The organism is Amycolatopsis sp. A1MSW2902, assembly GCF_017312175.1.
Taxonomy (GTDB): Bacteria; Actinomycetota; Actinomycetes; order Mycobacteriales; family Pseudonocardiaceae; genus Amycolatopsis; species Amycolatopsis nivea.
Genome location: NZ_QJPO01000001.1, coordinates 5,539,012 through 5,551,851, shown reverse-complemented (window position 1 = coordinate 5,551,851; position 12,840 = coordinate 5,539,012). Strand labels below are relative to the sequence as shown.

13 protein-coding genes are annotated in these 12,840 nt (G+C 67.8%); 7 read left to right on the top strand and 6 right to left on the bottom strand.

What is annotated here, in order from left to right; all coding sequences use genetic code 11:
• The first annotated feature begins 14 nt into the window (after window positions 1-14).
• Window positions 15-1,028 (top strand): ketol-acid reductoisomerase, encoded by a 1,014-nt coding sequence (ilvC, locus tag DMP23_RS25445; protein ID WP_037811773.1) that lies wholly within the window; start codon window positions 15-17, stop codon window positions 1,026-1,028.
• 99 nt (window positions 1,029-1,127) lie between these two features.
• Window positions 1,128-1,391, top strand: coding sequence for a DUF397 domain-containing protein (locus tag DMP23_RS25440; RefSeq protein WP_337822729.1), 264 nt, complete (start codon window positions 1,128-1,130; stop codon window positions 1,389-1,391).
• Window positions 1,392-1,538: 147 nt separating this feature from the next.
• Here DMP23_RS25440 and DMP23_RS25435 read toward each other — a convergent pair whose 3' ends face one another.
• Window positions 1,539-2,363 (bottom strand): M55 family metallopeptidase, encoded by an 825-nt coding sequence (locus DMP23_RS25435; RefSeq protein WP_337822728.1) that lies wholly within the window; start codon window positions 2,361-2,363, stop codon window positions 1,539-1,541.
• 238 nt (window positions 2,364-2,601) lie between these two features.
• Window positions 2,602-3,162, bottom strand: coding sequence for a TetR/AcrR family transcriptional regulator (locus DMP23_RS25430; protein ID WP_337822727.1), 561 nt, complete (start codon window positions 3,160-3,162; stop codon window positions 2,602-2,604).
• Window positions 3,163-3,266: 104 nt separating this feature from the next.
• Here DMP23_RS25430 and DMP23_RS25425 point away from each other — a divergent pair, with 104 nt between their 5' ends.
• The 3 genes from DMP23_RS25425 to DMP23_RS25415 all read left to right on the top strand — a co-directional run bounded on the left by DMP23_RS25425 (window position 3,267) and on the right by DMP23_RS25415 (window position 5,609).
• Window positions 3,267-3,806, top strand: coding sequence for a cupin domain-containing protein (locus DMP23_RS25425; RefSeq protein ID WP_337822726.1), 540 nt, complete (start codon window positions 3,267-3,269; stop codon window positions 3,804-3,806).
• A 97-nt stretch (window positions 3,807-3,903) separates the two neighbouring features.
• Complete coding sequence (locus DMP23_RS25420) at window positions 3,904-4,584, top strand: HEAT repeat domain-containing protein (RefSeq protein WP_337822725.1); 681 nt, start codon at window positions 3,904-3,906, stop codon at window positions 4,582-4,584.
• Window positions 4,578-5,609 (top strand): HEAT repeat domain-containing protein, encoded by a 1,032-nt coding sequence (locus tag DMP23_RS25415; RefSeq protein WP_337822724.1) that lies wholly within the window; start codon window positions 4,578-4,580, stop codon window positions 5,607-5,609. Before DMP23_RS25420 ends, DMP23_RS25415 begins: the two co-directional genes overlap by 7 nt.
• Window positions 5,610-5,897: 288 nt before the next feature.
• Here DMP23_RS25415 and DMP23_RS25410 read toward each other — a convergent pair whose 3' ends face one another.
• The 4 genes from DMP23_RS25410 to DMP23_RS25395 form a co-directional block, all read right to left on the bottom strand.
• Window positions 5,898-6,794, bottom strand: coding sequence for a nuclear transport factor 2 family protein (locus DMP23_RS25410; protein WP_337822723.1), 897 nt, complete (start codon window positions 6,792-6,794; stop codon window positions 5,898-5,900).
• 91 nt (window positions 6,795-6,885) lie between these two features.
• A complete protein-coding gene (locus tag DMP23_RS25405) occupies window positions 6,886-8,373 on the bottom strand; it encodes an ankyrin repeat domain-containing protein (protein ID WP_443111285.1) in 1,488 nt (495 codons plus the stop codon).
• Window positions 8,374-8,389: 16 nt separating this feature from the next.
• Complete coding sequence (locus tag DMP23_RS25400) at window positions 8,390-9,016, bottom strand: DUF1345 domain-containing protein (protein WP_238607912.1); 627 nt, start codon at window positions 9,014-9,016, stop codon at window positions 8,390-8,392.
• Window positions 9,017-9,368: 352 nt separating this feature from the next.
• Window positions 9,369-10,202 carry a TIGR03620 family F420-dependent LLM class oxidoreductase gene (locus DMP23_RS25395; protein WP_337822722.1) on the bottom strand — a complete coding sequence of 278 codons (834 nt, stop codon included), beginning with the start codon at window positions 10,200-10,202 and terminating at the stop codon, window positions 9,369-9,371.
• Between the two features lie 206 nt (window positions 10,203-10,408).
• Between DMP23_RS25395 and DMP23_RS25390 the strand changes: the two genes are divergently transcribed.
• Window positions 10,409-11,008: a TetR/AcrR family transcriptional regulator gene (locus DMP23_RS25390; RefSeq protein WP_337822721.1), complete on the top strand. Its 600-nt coding sequence runs from the start codon at window positions 10,409-10,411 to the stop codon at window positions 11,006-11,008.
• A gap of 80 nt (window positions 11,009-11,088) precedes the next feature.
• Complete coding sequence (serA, locus tag DMP23_RS25385; RefSeq protein ID WP_134665574.1) at window positions 11,089-12,687, top strand: phosphoglycerate dehydrogenase; 1,599 nt, start codon at window positions 11,089-11,091, stop codon at window positions 12,685-12,687.
• Window positions 12,688-12,840 lie beyond the last annotated feature (153 nt).

Genomic DNA, 12,840 nt, shown 5'->3' with positions numbered 1-12,840 from the left:
AAGTAGTACCCCCCATGGCAGTGGAAATCTTCTACGACGACGACGCCGACCTGTCGATCATCCAGGGTCGCAAGGTCGCCGTGATCGGCTACGGCAGCCAGGGCCACGCGCACTCGCTCAGCCTGCGCGACTCGGGCGTCGACGTCCGGATCGGCCTTCAGGAGGGGTCCAAGTCCCGGGCGAAGGCCGAGGAGCAGGGCCTGCGCGTGCTGTCGGTCGCCGAGGCGGCCGCCGAGGCCGACGTGATCATGATCCTCGCGCCGGACACGAAGCAGCGCTTCATCTACGAAGAGCACATCGCGCCGAACCTCAAGGACGGCGACGCGCTCTTCTTCGGCCACGGCTTCAACATCCGGTACGAGCTGATCAAGCCGCCAGCGAACGTCGACGTCGCGATGGTCGCCCCGAAGGGCCCGGGCCACCTGGTCCGCCGCCAGTTCGTGGACGGCAAGGGCGTGCCCTGCCTGATCGCGGTCGAGCAGGACGCTTCGGGCAACGCCCAGGCGCTCGCGCTCTCCTACGCCGCGGCGATCGGCGGCGCGCGGGCCGGCGTCATCAAGACGACCTTCACCGAGGAGACCGAGACCGACCTCTTCGGCGAGCAGGCGGTGCTGTGCGGCGGCGCGTCCGCGCTGGTGCAGACCGGTTTCGAGGTGCTCACCGAGGCGGGCTACGCCCCGGAGATCGCGTACTTCGAGGTGCTGCACGAGCTGAAGCTGATCGTCGACCTCATGTACGAGGGCGGCATCGCGCGCCAGCGCTACTCCATCTCCGACACCGCCGAGTACGGCGACCTCACCCGCGGCCCGCGCGTCATCTCGCCGGCCGTCAAGGAGGAGATGAAGAAGATCCTGGGCGAGATCCAGGACGGCACCTTCGCCCGCGAGTGGGTCGCCGAGGACGAGGCCGGCCGGCCGAACTTCACGAAGCTCGAGGAGCAGGGCAACCAGCACCCGATCGAGAAGACCGGCAAGAAGCTCCGCGACCTCATGTCGTGGGTGGACCGGCCGATCACCGAGACCGCCTGACGGTTTTCTTGGCAGGAGGCCCCTGCCGTCCGTTCGCCGGACGGCAGGGGCCTCTTTTCGTTCCAGGCGTTGCCGCTGAATGGCGGATACGCTGTGCCGATGAGCCGCCCGACCGACGACAAGGCGCACATCCGGCACGAACTCGACCTCACCGGCGTCACCTGGATCCGCGCCGAACCGGCGGGCGTGACCCTGGAGCATTGCGCGGAGTACGCGTTCGTCCCGCACTCGGACGGGGTGACCTACGTGGCCATCCGGCAGCCGTCCGACCCCGACGGTGTGGTGCTCGTGTTCACGCCTTCGGAATGGGACGCGTTCACGCGCGGGGTCCGGGACGGCGAGTTCGAGCTGCCGGAGTCGTAGGGTTTTTCGCGGCCATTGCTGACCGGGAAACCGGCCTCGCTGCTTGGGGGCGGCTGTTGCCGTTTAGTGGCGAATCTGTGGTTAGCTGCGTGATTGCCCAGGTCAGAGGTCTGAGCGCGGCCGCGCGGTCGGGTCTGGCTGTCCGGATCAGACGGCTCCGAGCGTCGCGATGAGTTCAATGACCTGGTAGGCCGTCGGGAAGTCCGGTGCCCCGTAACGGAGGGTGCGGCCGTCGGCGAGTTCCATGCCCGGCACCAGCAGCGCGTGTTCGGTCATCCGGGGTCGGTGCACCTCGACTTCCAGGTCGACCGGGCCGTCGAAGCGCAGCGGGCGGACGTCCTCCCGGCCGGCCAGCGCTTCGGGTACCGCGTGCTCTATTTGGTCGCACGCCTCATCGGGATGCAGCATCGCGGCCGCGCCCGCCCCCAGCGCGCGTTTGACCACCACAGAGCGGATGCCCGGGGCGACTTCGGCCGCCTCAGCCGCCACGGTGTCATCGCCGCTGGCCAGCACCGGTGGTGCGCCGTAGTGCGCCGCGAGCGCGGTGTTCAGACCGATTTCGCCCAACGAACGGCCATTGCAACGCACGTCCGCGATGGTCCCGCCGGAGATGGTGTGCGCCATGACCGAGCGGGGCGTGCCGGCTTTGCCGTGGTAGCCGATAAACAGGACCGCGTCCGTGTTCTCGGCCAATCCCGCCATCATCCCGCCAGGCTTGGGAGTGCCGCGGAGCAATTCGGCACGTCGGTCCAGCAGTTCAGGCAGAAGGTTCCGGAAGCTCGCGTGCGCCTCGGTGACCTGGACCTGTGCGGCTGCGTCATACGCGAATACGCCGCGGACGGCTGCGTTGGCCTCCGCGGTGAGCAGCTTGCGGTTGCGCTCGTATTCGCTGTGCCCGGGAATGACCTCTTCGCCGTGGACCACTCCGGCGATTCCCTCCATGTCGACCGAGACGAGCACCCGCATCTCCATCACGCCCTTCTTGGCGACACATGGCCAGGAATGCCACCTTATCGAGCGATTCCGTGCACGGGTCGCGATCAGCCGCCTCGCGTTTGACGGGGTTCTCGGGTCTCCGGATGCTCGGTCGATCGCGAGTTTCGCCGATTCGCGGCTACTCCGATCCCGCCGGACCAGATTCGTGTCCCGTCGGATTCGCCACTGGGAGGCCAATGCTGCAGCGGCCGGTGCGGTGCGCGCGGGCTGGCCCTCAGGACGGCAGGAAGATCGCCGCCGCTGCGTCGGCAAGTGCGTCGGGACTTGGTGAGTCCGCTTCGGTCTGGGCCAGGTGCAGCAGCCCGAGAATGGCCGCGTAAGCGACTCGCGCCCGATGCGCCGCCTGATCCGGCGGTAAGCCGAGTTCGAGGTACGTGCTGGTCAGAAGGTTGAGCCGGGCTTGGTTGACGCGGCCGACCGCGTCCTTGACCCGCGGGTCGTTGCGATCGCCGAGCAGGCTCAGGTGTACCGACGGGGCCAACGGCTGGACTGCGCGCACGACGGCGGTGAGCAGTTCGCGCAGCCGTTGCCGCGGATCGACGATTGCGGCGTACTCGGCGAGCCCCGCTTCGCCGTGGTTTCGCCCCCAATCGGCGAGAGCCGCGGTGATCAGCTCGTCCCGGTTGCGGAAGTGCGCGTAGAAACTGCCCTTGGTCACGCCGAGCGTCCGCGCGAGCGGCTCGACTCCGACCGCGGCCAGTCCGCCGTCCGCGATCGCCTTCAGCGCGGCCCGCGTCCAGTCCTGGGCGGACAGCCGGGGCGAATCGTTCACCATGCGCGGAGGATACGCCACCGTATTGACGGCCCTGTCCACGCTGGATACGGTGGCGTATCCATACGCAACCGTATTCATACGCTGCCGTACTGAGGGGCGAAAAGATGGCACACGCGAAGGTTCGCCGGGTGGTCACCGGGCACGACTCCGACGGCAAGGCGCGGGTGGTCGCCGACGGTGCCGTCGAGCCGATCACCTCCGGCTTGATGCCGGGCTGCGCGATCTACCGGCTGTGGGGCAGGGACGAGCGACCGGTATTTCCCGACAACGGCTCGCCGGGGCAGGCCGAGGCGTATTACCCGCCGCGGGACGGTTCGCGGTTCATGATCAACACAATCGCGCCCGGCGAACTGACCCCGGCGCCAGATCTCGACGTGACGGCAGCCTGGGAAGAACTGGAGCGACAGGCACCGGGCGCGGCCGCCGCAATGGAGCCGGACGTACCGGGCATGCACACCACCGACACCCTCGATTACGTCCTGGTCGTCTCGGGCGAGGTCACGTTGGAGCTGGACGACGGGGAGCAGACGGTCTTGCGGACAGGCGACGTCGTCGTCCAGAACGGCACGCGGCACGCTTGGCGAAACCACGGCACCGAACCGTGCACGATCGTCGGCGTCGCTGTCGGTGCAGATCGGGCGTAGGCCGGATTCGCCACTGAGCGGCGACAGTTCCTTTTGCCCGCCGGGTTTGACATTGACATCGTGACAAGGTCTTCACTGGTCGCCGGAGGTGATCCCGATGAACTCGACCCAGATGAATTCCCAGCTCACACGGCTGATCGAGGCGTTGGGCGCGGGGGACTCGTCGACGCGGCTGCAGGCCGCCCTGACGATCGGAACGCGCCCGGACGGCCCTGGTCTCGTCGAGGCGCTCGTCGCACGGTGCGCGATCGAGCCGGACTTTTACGTACGCGACATGCTCACTTGGGCGTTGACCCGGTTCCCGGCCGGGGACACGGTGCCGCGGCTTCTCGCGGAGCTGCGGTCGCCGGTGGCGCAGGCCCGGAGCCAGTCGCTGCACACGTTGTCCAAAATCGGCGACCGGAACGTGTGGCCAGCGATCACCCGGTCGTTGCTGCGCGACGTCGACGACGAGGTCGCGAGAAGCGCGTGGCGGGTGGCTGTCGTCCTGGTGCCGGACGGGGACAAGCCCGGGTTGGCGGCTGAACTGGCGACACAGCTCGGTCGCGGTGACCGAACCCTGCAGCTCAGCCTCAGCCGGGCGCTGGTCGCGCTCGGCCCCACGATCGAGCCGGTGCTGGAGGCCGCAGTGACAAGTACCGACCCGGATGTTCGGGCGCACGCTGTTGCCACAGAGCGGCTGCTTCGCGACCCGGACGCCGGTTTCGACCAAGCCGTGGACGAGGCGAAACGGATTGTCGCACTCGGTCCGGAACGGGCTCGGGAAACCGCGTGCTGATCGGCGAGGTCGCCCGCCGCTCGGGGGTGAGCACCCGGATGCTCCGGCACTACGACGCCCTCGGCCTGGTGCGGCCGACCGGTCGCACCGTGGGCGGCTATCGCGAATACTCCGCCGACGACATCCGCCGGATCTTCCACGTGGAGAGCCTCCGGTCGCTCGGGATGTCGCTGCGGCAGATCGGCCGGGCGCTGGAAGATCCCGCTTTCGTGCCGTCGGAGCTGGTCGGCGACCTCATCCGGCAGACCGAAGACCGGCTGAAGCGGGAACAGGAGCTGCTCGACCGGCTCCGCGCGGTCGATGCCTCGGCACCCTCCGGATGGGAGGGTGCCTTGCGCATCGTCGAATTGCTGCGCGGGCTCAGTTCACCGGGTGCCGCGCGTCGGCAGCAGACCGTCCTGGCTCCGGCCGACGATGTTCCGGTCCCCGCAGAAGTGCTGGCCAGGGCGATCCTCGCCGAATCCGACCCGAACGTCGCCGGCGCACTCCGATGGGCCCTCGCCCGGACCGACGGCGACGCGGTGGCGAATGTGGCGTCCGGTCTCCGCTCGGAGGACGCCGACGTCCGCCGACGCGCGATCCTGGCACTCATCGAGTTGCCCGGCGACGAGGCGACCGCGGTGTTGATGGACGCGCTCGCCGGTTCCGATCCTGCGGTCCGTCGGCATGCGGCGCTCGCTCTGGGCGCGCGCGGTGTGGAGGAGGCTGTGCCGACGCTCGTCGAAATGGTCGTTGAGGGGCGAAACGACGTCGAGGCGGCTGAGGTCTTGGGCGCGCTGGCGGACGGGGGCGCGGACGACATTGTCGGCGCGTTGGTCGATGCGTCGGCGGCGCATCCTGCCGACTCAGCGGTGCGGATCCGGTTGACGCAGGCACTCGCGGAGATGCCGGGGACGCTCGCGCGCGAGGCGTTGCAGCAACTGGCGGGGGATGGGGACCGGGCGGTGGCGTTGGTGGCTTCGGCTTTGGTGAAGGTTGTTGAAGAGCGTGAGGATGTTGGTGGTGAGGGCTCGGGAAGTACCTAGGCGGGTGCCGGTGGTTGGCGGAGATTCAGTGGGTTGAAGCTGGTCAGGGGGTATTTGCCATTTAATGGCGAAAGTTGATCTGGGGTGACTTGCCGTTCAGCGGCGACCGGCGCGGCCGGTGGGGCGGCGGCTGTTGCCGCTTAATGGCAACGATGGGTTTCGATGCTTGATTGGCTGCGTCGGGATGTTGGTTCGCCGTTGAGTGGCGAATCTTGTGGCGAGCCGCCGTGGTGGCTGTGGATAGCGTGGGGGTTGCCGTTCAGCGGCGAGAGGCTGGAGGTGTTGCCGTTATTCGGCGACGCGGGCGATGAGGTCCGGCAGGCGTCCGGTGGCTGCGGCCAGGGCGAGGTGGTCGCCGTAGTCGCGGGATTCGACGATGTGGCCGTCTCGGATGCGCATGACGAAGATGTTGTTCACCTGGAACGGGGTCCCGGAGCTGGTTTCGCCTACGTAGGTCGATTCGCCGATGACGACTTCGGGATCGGTGCTCAGGTGGAGCACTAAATCGGTCACCTCGATGCGGAAGGCTGCTGCGGCACCGGCGGCGAAGTGGGCTCGCAGGTCGTCTCGGGTGCGGAGGACAGGGGCGCCGGGCAGGAATGGGTGGCGGACGTCGGTTTTTGCCGCATAGAGGTCAGGGAGTTCGGACCAGCGTCCGTCGGCGACGCCGAAGACGACTCGTTGGAATACGCCTTCGCGGCTGTTCGGGGAGAAGAGTTCAGCCGGGCGCGGAGCGATGGGGCGTGTTTCGTAAGCGGGTGCTTGGGCGTATGCCGCGCCTAAGCCGGCGGTCGCGTTTTGGATCGCGGCCAGGCGTAGGTAGTCGTGATAGTCGCGGGTGTGGGTAAGGAGTCCGTCGCGGGCGTGGAGGACTTGGATGTTGGCGGTCTCGGTGGTCCGGCCGGTTTTTAGCGATTCGGCGGTGTACTGGTATTCGGCCACGATGACGTCGGGGTCGGTGGTGTCGTGGATGGTCACGTCGTGGCGTTTGAGGCGAAGGGTTTGGCCCAAGCCGCTGACGAAACGGTCGTGCACTGCGGCGCGGCCTTCCAAGCGTCTGGGCCTGGGGACTGCGGTGGGGTGTTCCACGACGGTGTCTTCGGAGTAGAGGCGTGCGAGGTCGGCGAAGCGGCCGTCGGTGATTCCGGTGGAGAGCTGGTCGAAAAGGTCGCGTGCGGTCGGCATGAGGGTCTCCGCGGGGTCGGTTAACCGGAGTCTGTAGTCCGTTACGATACGGACTGCAGACTCCGGTTGTCTACCGGCTGGGAGTTGCCGATTAGTGGCGACTGAGGCGGTGTAGTAGATCTTGAGCGGCGGGGCTGTCGCAGGCTTCTGCCCAGCCTTCGGGGGTGCTGTCCCAGAGAGCGTCGCGGGCAGTGAGGTCGGCGCCAGCGTATACGAGGAGTTCGATGACGTCCAGTCGGTTGCTTTGGGCGGCCAGGTGCAGCGCCGTGACGCCGACGCCGTGGCGTGGGCCGCCGAAGGTGCCGACGTGGTTGACGTTCGCGCCCAGTGACAGCAGGGTTTCTGTTGCCGCTGAGTGGCCACACGTCGCTGCCCAGGTGAGGGCGGTGCCGCGGTAGACGTCGGCGTCCAGGTTCGCGCCGCGTGCGGCCAGGGTGCGGAGTGCGGTCGTTTGGTTGTTGCGGGCGGCCCAGGCTAGGGATTCGTCGAGGACTTCCGTGGGGTCGTTTGTGGGCTGCCAGAAGGGAAAACCGCTGTGTGGACGGTAGAACTCACGGTGTGCGCCGGCTGCGGGAGAAAGAGTCCCCTTTGGACTGACGAGTTCATCCAGTTGTGCGTCGTCGCCGAGACCGGCTGCGACGCGGAGGTTGTGAGGGGACCGTTCGTGCGTTGCCAGTTTTTCGGCAACAGCGCGATTTCCCCAAAATAGAGCCACAATGAGCGGGGTTCCGCCGTCGCCGCGGCCGGAGACGGCCAAGGGCGCGCCGGCGTTGATCAACAGGTCGGCGATCAGTGGTAAATTGCTGTAGGCGGCTTGGTGCAAGGCAGTCCAACCGTGTGCGTTGGCTCGTGCGGGATCGGCACCGTGGGCGAGCAGGATGCGGACGAGGCGTTCGTCATGGGTCGCTGAGGCCATGCCGAGCAGATCGTTTCCGTTGGTGCCGCGTGCGTGGGCAAGGTACGGGGCTTCGGTGAGCAGTGCGGTCAGGCCGTCCAAGTCTCGGGCTTCTACCAGCTGATACGCCCGGGCGAACGGTTCGCCGTTTTTCGGCAAATTCTCGACGTGGGCTGCCAAAGCCCGCCACGTCGGGAAGCCGTGCTCGCGGGCGATGACGGTTCGCGCGCCGGTGCGGGTCAGCGGTTGTTCGTGCCGGTCGAAGGCGGTGCGGGCGTCGGGAGTGCCGTCTTCGGCTGAGGCGAGGAGGCCGACGGCGCGGCCTCGGTAGTACTCGACGTCCTGGTGGTAGGCGTGCTGGACGTCCGGTCCGTGCTCGGCGATTCGGCGGACGTACGACTGAAGCTGTGGCCAGCTGGGAAATCCGTAGCGGCGGGCGAGCCGGAACTGCGCTTCCGACAGTGCGACCGCATCCGCGCGGGCGAGTTCCTTTGCCTGCTTGCGGAGCTGACCGAGGTCGGGGTTGGCGGGCAAGGCCGTCATCAGGGAGTCCTTCCTTCCCTTGTGCGCCCCGTGGTCCGCCGGCACCGGGCAGGGAAGAAGGAGAAGCTCGGCAACTCGTAGTACGGGGGTGGGCTCAGCCCTTTCCGCGGACAGGACGCGGCCCCTGCCGCGCGAGGACAACTGTAACTCAAAAGGGTCAACGTCCGCCGGTGATGACGCTGACTGCGATGCCGAGCGTGGCCGTGTTGTACATGAATGACAGGACGCTGTGCGCGAGGACGAGGGAACGGATCGACGTCGTCCTCGTTTCGACGTCCGAGACGGCGAAGCTCGTCCCGATGGTGAACGCGAAATAGGTGAAATCGGCCAGGGTGGGACGTTCCGTTTCGGGGAAGCGGAAGTGCTGCGTGGGGAGGCTGTCGTAGTACTTCTGGGCGTAGCGTTCCGCGTAACCGAAGTGCAGGATCGCCCAGGCCAGCAGGACCGCGGGGACACCGACGATTCTCGCCACGACCGGGTCGATGCCCGCTGTTTCCGGCAAGACGATCGACAGTCCAGCGGTGACGCCGACCAGACTGGTCAACAGGGTGAACAGCAGTCCCAGCCGGCGGCCAAGTACGCCTTTCAACCACCGGGCGTCGGTGTGGTCTTTTTTCCGGCTACGGGACACGCGCGCGATCCGGATGCCGAGATAGATCAGCGCGAGCAGATCCCAGGAGAGAAGGGCGAGGACGTTGTCGTCCTGGATGAAGGTGACGATCCCCAGCGCCAGCAGGACCAGTTCGACTGTTCGGGACGCGGCGATGGCGAGTTTCGTGAACACCGGCGGCTCCCGGGGCGAACGCGGGCGAGGCGTCTCGCGAAGATAACAGCGGGTGGTGGCCGCTGAACGGCGAAACGGTCCCGCCGGGGTCGCCCGTTCAGGGGAAGTGTTCGTCGGGATCACTGCGGCGGGCGCGGAGGCGGGAGAATGTCGGTGATGAACGAAAAAGTGCCCGTATGCAGGGGATGAACGGATTCGCCGTTTAGTGGCGAATCCGTGGTGAGCAGGGGATTCGGCGTCCGAGAGACGGCTTCGGCGAGTGCGGGCTGAACCGGTAGCCGGGTTTGGCGGAGATCTCGTGAGTAAGCCGGGTGGGGCTTTCGCGGGAAGTGCCGAAAGCCCCATCGGGGAGTCAGGGAACCAGGTCGGCGAGGCGACGCCAGCCGTCTACGGGAATCTCCGGCCCGTCGCCGAGAACCTGGACGCAGACGTGGTCCGCGCCGGCGTCGAGGTGGGCGCGGATTCGGTCGGCGATTTCCTGCTCGCTGCGGTACGCCACGATCGCGTCGACCAGGCGGTCGCTGCCGCCGTCGGCTAGGTCTTCCTCGGTGTAGCCGAGGCGGCGCAGATTCGCTCTTTGGTGTGGGGCGAGTCGCACGTAGCCGGCGACGTGTTCGCGGGCGATTCGCCGCGCCCGCAACGGGTCTGGGTCGAGGACGACGGCTTGTTCGGCGGCGAGGTACGCGTCGGGTCCCATCGTCTCGCGGGCGAATGCGGTGTGCTCTGGAGGGACGAAGTACGTGTGCGCGCCGTCGGCCTGAGTCGCCGCGAGTTTCAGCATTTTCGGGCCGAGGGCGGCTAGAAGTCGACGTGGCCGGGCGCTGGAGGCAAAGTCGAGGTCGGCTGCATCCATGGCGTCGAGGTAGTCCTGCATCGCGCTGCCTCCGCCGCCGGGCCGATGTCCGCCCAAACCCAGTGTGAACCGTCCTGGATACGCCTCGGCCAGCGTCCGTCCAGCAGCTTCGGCGGACGCCGCTGACCGTTCGGAGAAGCGTGCGATCCCCGTCGCCACAGTCAACGTCGTGGTCGCCTCGAGCAGCAGCGCGGCCTGAGTGAGCGCCTCTCGGCCGCGGTATTCGCCGAACCACAGGGCAGTGAAACCCAGCGATTCGACCTCGCGGGCCGCCGTGCGTAACTCGCCGATTTCCTTGCCGTCAAAGGCAAACGTCCAGATCCCGACGGTCATCGGGTCCCGCCTTCCGCGGCGGCGGGAAGCTTCGCGAACAGATCCACAACAGACTCCAAGAAGTTCCTGGCCGCGGAAGCGCGGCGTGATCCCGGCGCAGCCAAGGTCGATACGTCCACTGAGGACGCACCACAGAACCAGAGGCTGCCTCCGGTTACTATACGGAGGGTGCCTCCGATTTGTCACGGGATAAACTCGGACCCGAGATGACCGACGTCAAGCCGATGCGCGCGGACGCCCGCCGCAACTACGACCGCCTGCTGGCCGAAGCGAGGCGCGCCTTCGCCGAACGCGGCGTCGACGCCTCGCTCGAAGACGTCGCCCGCTGCGCCGGCGTCGGGATCGGCACCCTGTATCGCCACTTCCCGACCAGGGAAGACCTGATCGAGACGCTGCTGCGGGACCGGTTCGACACCCAGGCGGAAAAGGCGCGTGAGCTGCTGCTCGCCGACGATCCGCTCGATGGGCTGTACACCTGGCTGATCGGCTTCGGCGAAACGTCCGCCGTTTACCGCGGGCTTACCGAAATGCTGGCCCACGCGTTCGACGATCCGAAGTCGCGGCTGCATGCCTCCTGCGAAGCGATGCGCGAAGCCGCGTCTCACCTAGTGGACAGGGCGCAAGCGGCCGGCGTTTTCCGCGCCGACGTGACGGTCCGGGAGCTGCTTTTGTTGCTGCACGGCGCTTCCTGGGCCGGATCCCACCTTCCGGGAGAAGGCGGTACAGAGCGCCTGATGGGGCTTGTCTTCACCGGATTACGAACAAGTGAACAGCGGGGGCAGCGGGCTGTCAGTGCCCCGCGTTAAACTCCCGCCAGTCCGGGCACAACGACGTGCGCCGCGAGAGAGCGTCCTCGATTTCGTGACCAGATAGTGGGAGCCGCATCGTGACCAAGCCCAGCAAACCCGTAGTCCTCATCGCGGAGAAGCTCGCGCCCTCCGTGCTGAGTGTGTTCGGTGACGAGGTAGAGGTCCGGCACGTGGACGGCACCGACCGTCCCGCTCTGCTCGAGGCGGTGAAGAGCGCCGACGCGCTTTTGGTCCGATCCGCCACCAAGGTCGACGCCGAGGTGCTCGGGGCGACCACTCAGCTGAAGGTCGTCGCCCGCGCGGGCGTCGGCTTGGACAACGTCGAGGTCCCGGCTGCCACCGAGCGCGGCGTGCTCGTGGTGAACGCGCCGACGTCGAACATCGTCTCCGCCGCCGAGCACGCGGTCGCGCTGCTGCTCGCGGTCGCCCGCCGCGTTCCCGCCGCCGACCAGAGCCTGCGCGGCGGCGAGTGGAAGCGCAGCTCGTTCTCCGGCGTCGAGATCAACGGCAAGACGGTCGGCGTCGTCGGGCTCGGCAAGATCGGTCAGCTGTTCGCCCAGCGGCTCGCCGCGTTCGGCGCGAAGCTCATCGCGTACGACCCCTACGTCTCGGCCGCGCGCGCCGGCCAGCTGGGCATCGAGCTGGTCACCCTCGACGAGCTGCTGGAACGCGCGGACGCGATCTCCATCCACCTGCCGAAGACGCCGGAGACCAAGGGCCTCATCGACGCCGAGGCGCTCAAGAAGACCAAGCCCGGCGTGATCATCGTCAACGCCGCCCGCGGCGGTCTGATCGTCGAGGAAGCGCTGGCCGACGCGGTGCGCAGCGGCCACGTGGGCGGCGCGGGCATCGACGTGTTCGTCACCGAGCCGACCACCGAGAGCCCGCTGTTCAACCTGCCGAACGTCGTCGTCACGCCGCACCTCGGCGCGTCGACGGCCGAGGCGCAGGACCGCGCGGGCACGGACGTGGCGCGTTCGGTGCTGCTGGCGCTGCGCGGCGACTTCGTGCCGGACGCGGTGAACGTGTCCGGCGGCGGCGCGGTCGGCGAGCACGTGCGGCCGTACCTGTCGCTCACCCAGAAGCTCGGCCAGGTGCTGACCGCGCTGAACCCGAAGGCTCCGACGTCGCTGACCGTCGAGGTCAAGGGCGAGATCTCCAGCGAAGACACCGCCGTGCTGAAGCTGGCGGCGCTGCGCGGGCTGTTCGCGGGAGTGGTCGAGGACCAGGTCACCTTCGTCAACGCGCCGCGGCTGGCCGAGGAGCTCGGCGTGCAGGCGGAGCTGGTTTCCGAGTCGGAGAGCCCGAAGTTCCGCAGCCTGGTCACGCTCCGCGCGGTGCACGGCGACGGCGGGACGCTCACCGTGTCCGGTTCGGTCACCGGCAAGGACGAGGTCGAGAAGATCGTCGAGGTCAAGGGCAGGCACTTCGACCTCCGCGCCGAGGGCGACGTGCTCGTGATCGAGTACCCGGACCGCCCGGGCGTCATGGGCCGCGTCGGCACGCTGCTCGGCGAGGCCGGCATCAACATCGAGGCCGCGCAGATCAGCCAGAGCACGGACGGTTCCGACTCGATCATGCTGCTGCGCGTCGACCGGCACGTGGACGCCAACGTCCTCGAGCCGATCGGAGCCACCGTCGGCGCGCACACCATCCGCGCCGTCGACTTCAGCTAGTCCCGATTTCGCCGAACGGCCCCTTTCCCGGACTCCCGGGGAAGGGGCCGTTCTGTTGTTCGCCCGCACCGGCAACATTCGGGTAACGGAGCTTTTTCCGCACGAAAGTAGGGGTTTCGGACAGTTAGGTTCTTGCCGCGAGGCTGAACCACG

Excerpts from the sequence above, each read along its gene's own strand:
- ilvC (WP_037811773.1), top strand. The coding sequence starts at position 15 with ATGGCAGTGGAAATCTTCTACGACGACGACGCCGACCTGTCGATCATC.
- DMP23_RS25440 (WP_337822729.1), top strand. The coding sequence starts at position 1,128 with ATGAGCCGCCCGACCGACGACAAGGCGCACATCCGGCACGAACTCGAC.
- DMP23_RS25435 (WP_337822728.1), bottom strand. The coding sequence starts at position 2,363 with ATGGAGATGCGGGTGCTCGTCTCGGTCGACATGGAGGGAATCGCCGGA.
- DMP23_RS25430 (WP_337822727.1), bottom strand. The coding sequence starts at position 3,162 with ATGGTGAACGATTCGCCCCGGCTGTCCGCCCAGGACTGGACGCGGGCC.
- DMP23_RS25425 (WP_337822726.1), top strand. The coding sequence starts at position 3,267 with ATGGCACACGCGAAGGTTCGCCGGGTGGTCACCGGGCACGACTCCGAC.
- DMP23_RS25420 (WP_337822725.1), top strand. The coding sequence starts at position 3,904 with ATGAACTCGACCCAGATGAATTCCCAGCTCACACGGCTGATCGAGGCG.
- DMP23_RS25410 (WP_337822723.1), bottom strand. The coding sequence starts at position 6,794 with ATGCCGACCGCACGCGACCTTTTCGACCAGCTCTCCACCGGAATCACC.
- DMP23_RS25395 (WP_337822722.1), bottom strand. The coding sequence starts at position 10,202 with ATGACCGTCGGGATCTGGACGTTTGCCTTTGACGGCAAGGAAATCGGC.
- DMP23_RS25390 (WP_337822721.1), top strand. The coding sequence starts at position 10,409 with ATGACCGACGTCAAGCCGATGCGCGCGGACGCCCGCCGCAACTACGAC.